Annotated in this window: 7 protein-coding genes; 3 read left to right on the top strand and 4 right to left on the bottom strand. The window is 48.6% G+C overall.

Annotated features, from left to right (window positions below; all coding sequences use genetic code 11):
• Positions 1–788: 788 nt before the first annotated feature.
• The 4 genes from SA87_RS09365 to SA87_RS09350 form a co-directional block, all read right to left on the bottom strand.
• Entirely contained in the window at positions 789–1073 is a 285-nt protein-coding gene (locus SA87_RS09365) for a hypothetical protein (RefSeq protein WP_054632690.1), read from the bottom strand.
• Between the two features lie 25 nt (positions 1074–1098).
• Positions 1099–1353, bottom strand: coding sequence for a hypothetical protein (locus SA87_RS09360; RefSeq protein ID WP_066202348.1), 255 nt, complete (start codon positions 1351–1353; stop codon positions 1099–1101).
• Positions 1354–1432: 79 nt separating this feature from the next.
• Positions 1433–2281: a hypothetical protein gene (locus SA87_RS09355; RefSeq protein ID WP_066441133.1), complete on the bottom strand. Its 849-nt coding sequence runs from the start codon at positions 2279–2281 to the stop codon at positions 1433–1435.
• 4 nt (positions 2282–2285) lie between these two features.
• The gene (locus SA87_RS09350) at positions 2286–2681 is read right to left on the bottom strand and encodes a hypothetical protein (RefSeq protein WP_054632694.1); all 396 of its coding nucleotides are present in this window, start codon (positions 2679–2681) and stop codon (positions 2286–2288) included.
• 200 nt (positions 2682–2881) lie between these two features.
• On the opposite strand from SA87_RS09350, the gene SA87_RS09345 reads away from it, so the two are divergent.
• The 3 genes from SA87_RS09345 to SA87_RS12790 all read left to right on the top strand — a co-directional run bounded on the left by SA87_RS09345 (position 2882) and on the right by SA87_RS12790 (position 4800).
• Positions 2882–3238 carry a hypothetical protein gene (locus SA87_RS09345; RefSeq protein WP_066202344.1) on the top strand — a complete coding sequence of 119 codons (357 nt, stop codon included), beginning with the start codon at positions 2882–2884 and terminating at the stop codon, positions 3236–3238.
• Positions 3239–3667, top strand: coding sequence for a LysM peptidoglycan-binding domain-containing protein (locus SA87_RS09340; protein WP_066202339.1), 429 nt, complete (start codon positions 3239–3241; stop codon positions 3665–3667). It abuts the gene before it with no gap.
• 197 nt (positions 3668–3864) lie between these two features.
• Positions 3865–4800: a recombinase family protein gene (locus SA87_RS12790; RefSeq protein ID WP_082718079.1), complete on the top strand. Its 936-nt coding sequence runs from the start codon at positions 3865–3867 to the stop codon at positions 4798–4800.
• The last annotated feature ends 74 nt before the right edge of the window (positions 4801–4874 follow it).

Here is a 4874-nt window from a genome sequence, read left to right as displayed (position 1 = left end):
TGAGCCATCCGGTATCCCTCCTGGTGAAGTGGTTTCTTCTCCGTCTCACATTCTACCAAAGAGGGCCGGATGGCTCATTTTATGTTACCTGGACCATCCGTTTTTACACATGATACCGGACACGACTTAAAAAATAAGTTCCCTCTATAAAGTTGCGACCAACTATCCTAAAATAAAATCAAGACAGAGTTAGAGGTAGAGCCTCGGGACCTCAAAGAGGTCCGCTCGTCGATAAAGCTCCTAGGTGTAATGGGCTTTCAATAGATATGTCACTCATCTAGGACCCACTCTCATACGCTCTCTCGCGAGCAAGAGGGAAGGTTAGGCATTTGACAGTCCTCGAACCTCCTGCACAGGTACTTCCTCCTCTACGCTTTGGTGGACCCGTAGAGAGAATACGGGAGAAGTAGAGAGACGTCACGGCAAAACCTCCTAGAATTGGAGTCCTTCGGAGTCTTCGGCCTACTACGACAGGACACTGCTAGGTAGAGTCTCAGTGAGGTAGGGAGAAGTGGCCTAGACGGCAAACAGGACCTCACAAGAGAGTCCTCGATTACAAGAGAGACCTCTGTGGTGTAGTACTCATTCTACACCGTCGGTTCGGTAGGGAGTACTGGCAGTAGCTGGTACTCCCTCATTTCATGAAAAGTTCCATTCTTTCGTCGAAGTATAAAATAGTTGATGAAAAAAGTGCCTAGGTGCATAGAGTCGTATAATTGAGTATGAAACCAAGAAAATCGGTGGGAACCACGTGTCCCACCTGTTTTTATGAGAGAAAAGGAGTGTGACTACTTCTTGCTAGTGGCTCTACTTGCCTGAGCAAGCTTCTTCCGAAGTGAAAGGAACTTCCCCACAGAGACAGTGAGAGAGGCATCGTACTTCATCCGCTTCGTGGCGAACTCGAAGACATCTACGCCATCCTCCCTGTTCGTGAAGGTAAACTCTGTCCCACGGTCAGTCTGACGTGTCGTGTAGGGGAAATCGAAATATGCAAGCACTGTAGCGACATTCAGGTCACCAGTTACAAATCCAGTTCTCTCCTTAACAGGAGCTCCCTGTTTCTTCTCACTCATTTGAACAACCTCCTTTAGAAATCGCTTAGCCTTTCAGAGCTTCTTGACGGTATTTCTGAAAGGCACGGTTAGCTTCCTCACAGGCTTCTCGGACCGCTTCTTCCTCTTCGTCATAGACCGGTTCGTCTAAATCTGCGGTGAAGAGACCAGTGCCGAGCAAGTACTCTGCTTCATGCATGGGGACATCGACGATTTCTCCTGCTCTGCAGAACACCTTCGTCTTCTTGTTTTTGGAGTCCAGCAGAGCGAAGGACCTACCTCTGACGAGTTTCAGTTTCATAGGCTCACCTCCTGAATCACGCTTGGTCTTACGAGTAGACCACGTACACGGAGCAGTTAGACACCTCTCCTCATCTCGCTTACCTCCCTCCGTACTGCTTCTCGATTTTCTCAATGGTCTCCTCAATCTTGTTAATCGGAGTCACTTCCGCAGGAGCGGTTATCTCTTTGTACTTGATGCTACGCCAGATTTCCATACCCTTGCTTGTCTGTGAGAGAGCAGTGTTCAACCGCTTCATCAAAGCCTCACGCACCTTCTGGTATGGCAGTCTGTCAATGGTAGCATAGAGCTTTGCGATGTCGTGAATGTCGATAGGACGCTCGGACTTCTGCATCGAAGAGCTGAGCATCGCATTCGTCAACGCAGATGCAGTAGCCTGCTGATGCTTCAACGAAGCGGTAATGCCAAGTGCGTCCATGTTCTTCTGACGGTTCTCTGTTCGCTGCTTTCGCTCGTTTTCAGCCTCTTGCTCTTTACGCTGTTTGAGAGCTTCCCATTCAGGCGGTTGCATACCTTTGATGAGCTCTGCAACTTCCTCCCTCTCAATCTCCTCACGTACCTTCTGTGGGTTGGTGAGGGCTTTCAGTAAATCACGTCTGAGACTCTGGAATTGTTCATTTGTCAACGCCATATCGGAATCATCCTCCTTTCCTGATTTGCGAAGGCTCTCATCAATTGCCTTCTGTTGCTTGACAACAACTTCAATAAGCTTCTTGACCTGCTCCGGTGGGAGTTCTCCAATGGCACTTCGGGCCTTCTCAATAAGCGGTTTCAGTACCACTGGAGGATAGAAGAACCTTTTTGAAGTTGTCCCCACAGAAGTAGGTTTCTCCTCAACGATGGTCCCTTCTCTGGTGATGTGGTACAGTGCGTTGTCGATGCTGAAAAGAGTGTACTCCAGCTTCGACTTTGGAGTGTTGTTGCTCACGTTATCACCTCCCCACTGACTCGTAGATTTTGTCAACATCCTTCGTGCTCGTGAACAACTCCACGGTTGCTACTAGCGACTGCATCTCCAACAGTCTGTCAAGCTCCTTCTCGTCTTTTGGTAAGTCCTCTACGTAAAGGAGTCCGATGCCTCTTCCTCGTGGGTCTTTCTTAATCGGCAGATTGTCAAGTGCAATCGCAGTGGTGGAGAGCTCCAGCATCAGGTCCATTGCTTGACAGAACTTCTCCCACCAGTCTTCACGGATGACGATGGGAGTACCAGGTTTCCTCAACCTCAATGCTGGCAACCGATGTGTGGCGATGAGGTACTTGATAAACTCTCCACTGTAACCCCAGTACTCTTCAATTTCCTTAAGTGTCAGCCATTGTTTCTGCTTCATCGTACTCCCTCCTCTCATCGAACATATGTTCTATTATGTAAAAATTCTATAATAGGTCACCGGAACTTTATAGAGGGCCTAGTAAAAATTTTTTACGAATTTTGACAAAATTTTACAAAAACCTCTTTATTTTTCTTGTGAAGTTCATTATAATATTATCATAAGCAGTTAGAAAATTTTAGTAGAGGAGGAAGATTTTGATGGCACGTAACCAGAGTGTTCAACAGCAAAATAACGAGAGGGAGGTCCAGACAGTGAAAGTCGAGTTCGTCGTTTCCACCGACAAGAAGGAAGTTGACCCGAAGCTGGAGGAACTTCGGAAGCGGAGAGATACCTACAAAGGGAATCTCGCGTATGCAATTGCACAGCAAGACAAGTACAGCAAGGATTACACCGAGGCTCTCAACCGGGGTGCTGACCAGCTTACACTTGACCGGTTGGAGTTGAAACTTCGGGAGGCTGACTTGCGAATCACCTTCTACAAAGAGAGGCTGGCGAAGGTCGAAGAGGAAATCATTCGGTACAAGCTTGAAAGGAAGAAAGAGGCGGTTGCGTAAATGAAACGAGCAACTGCCTCTCTCACTTTTCGGAGGAGGATAAGAGTACTGTTCGTTCTTATCCTCCTTTCCTTTTTGGTACTGGTACTCCGACTGACGTACATCATTTTCTGGTGGTACCCCTACTACGAGTACAAGCGAAATCCACCACCTCCCGCAGACAGTGGGATAGTCTATACAGTCAAGAACGGAGACTATTTGTTCGCCATCAGTAAGAGGTTTCAGGTTCCACTGAAGAGCGTTATCCGACTGAACGACATTAAGAATCCAGACCTCATTCATCCAGGCGACAAGATACGGATTCCAGAGCCGCTTCCAGCTTATCCGAATGAGGAGATAATCGTTGCTCTGGAGAGTCCAGCGAACTTTTGGAAGGGAGTGAAGACAGTGTGGGAAAAACACGTTGTCGCTTCGCAATCTTCGGAGTGAAGAAAGACGGAAAGGAAATCCTCTGTGGTAATTGCACCTACGGGACGAGAGAAGAAGCAGAGAAAAAGCTTCCTCTCTTTCGTCTCATTTTTGAGGTGAGAGGCTACCAGTTGGAGATACGACCGTTCGACATTTCGTGAAAACTTGTCCACATTCAAGCATATAATGCAGTAAGAAAATGTTTAGGAGGGCGAAAGATGAAACGAGCAGCGATTTACGCCAGGGTCTCCACAGAAGACCAGACAGACAACACCTCATTCGACACGCAGGTAACGGACTGCCGAAGAGAGGCAGAACGTCGAGGATACCTCACAACAGAAGCCGATGTCTACTTGGAGGACGTGTCAGGAGCTTACGGCATTGACCGTAGACCAGTCCTCCGTACCGTGTGGGAGAAGTACCAGACAGGATTCTACGATGCCATCATCGTCTGGCACACTGACCGATTGAGCAGGAACCTAACCGTGTTCACTGCTCTCGTTAACAGTGCACGAGAGAAACGTCAGTGTGGAACAAAAGGAGACGGATTCATCTTCGCCAGAGTTCCCACAGAGGATACTGCCGAAGGACGACTCCTCCTCAACCAACTGGCAAGCTTCGCAGAGTACGAGAGGGAGAGAATCCGTCTCCGGACTCTCACTGGTAAACACAGTCGAGCGAAGGAAGGAGCATTCTTCGGTGGAGGAGAGCTTCTCGGTTATCAGTGGAACAGAGAGAAGCGGAGATGGGAAGTCGTTGAGGAAGAAGCAAACATCGTCCGTCTCATCTACCAGATGTACGTCTACGGTATGGACGGTGAGGGACCTATGGGTACGATGAGGATTGCAGAGAGACTCCAGCAACTCGGGATACCCACACCCAACCAGATGAAGGGAACTCGTCTTGGTAGACCGAGCAAGAACGGTAAGGTTGGTGAGGTCTGGTCAGAGACCACCGTCCTACGCATCCTCACGAACACCGCATACGTCGGAGAGCACTACTTCTGGAGAGAATCGAAACCCATTACACCGGAGAGCATCAAAGAGGAGTGGATACCAGTCGAGTTTCCAGCAATCGTTGACCGTGACCTGTTCGAGAAGGAGTCGTGTCCGGTATCATGTGTAAAAACGGATGGTCCAGGTAACATAAAATGAGCCATCCGGCCCTCTTTGGTAGAATGTGAGACGGAGAAGAAACCACTTCACCAGGAGGGATACCGGATGGCTCA

It is taken from the genome of Hydrogenibacillus schlegelii (assembly GCF_001653195.1).
GTDB lineage: Bacteria > Bacillota > Bacilli > Thermicanales > DSM-22653 > Hydrogenibacillus > Hydrogenibacillus schlegelii.
Note: the sequence above shows the minus strand (reverse complement) of the source record. Positions and strands in the feature narration are given on the sequence as shown.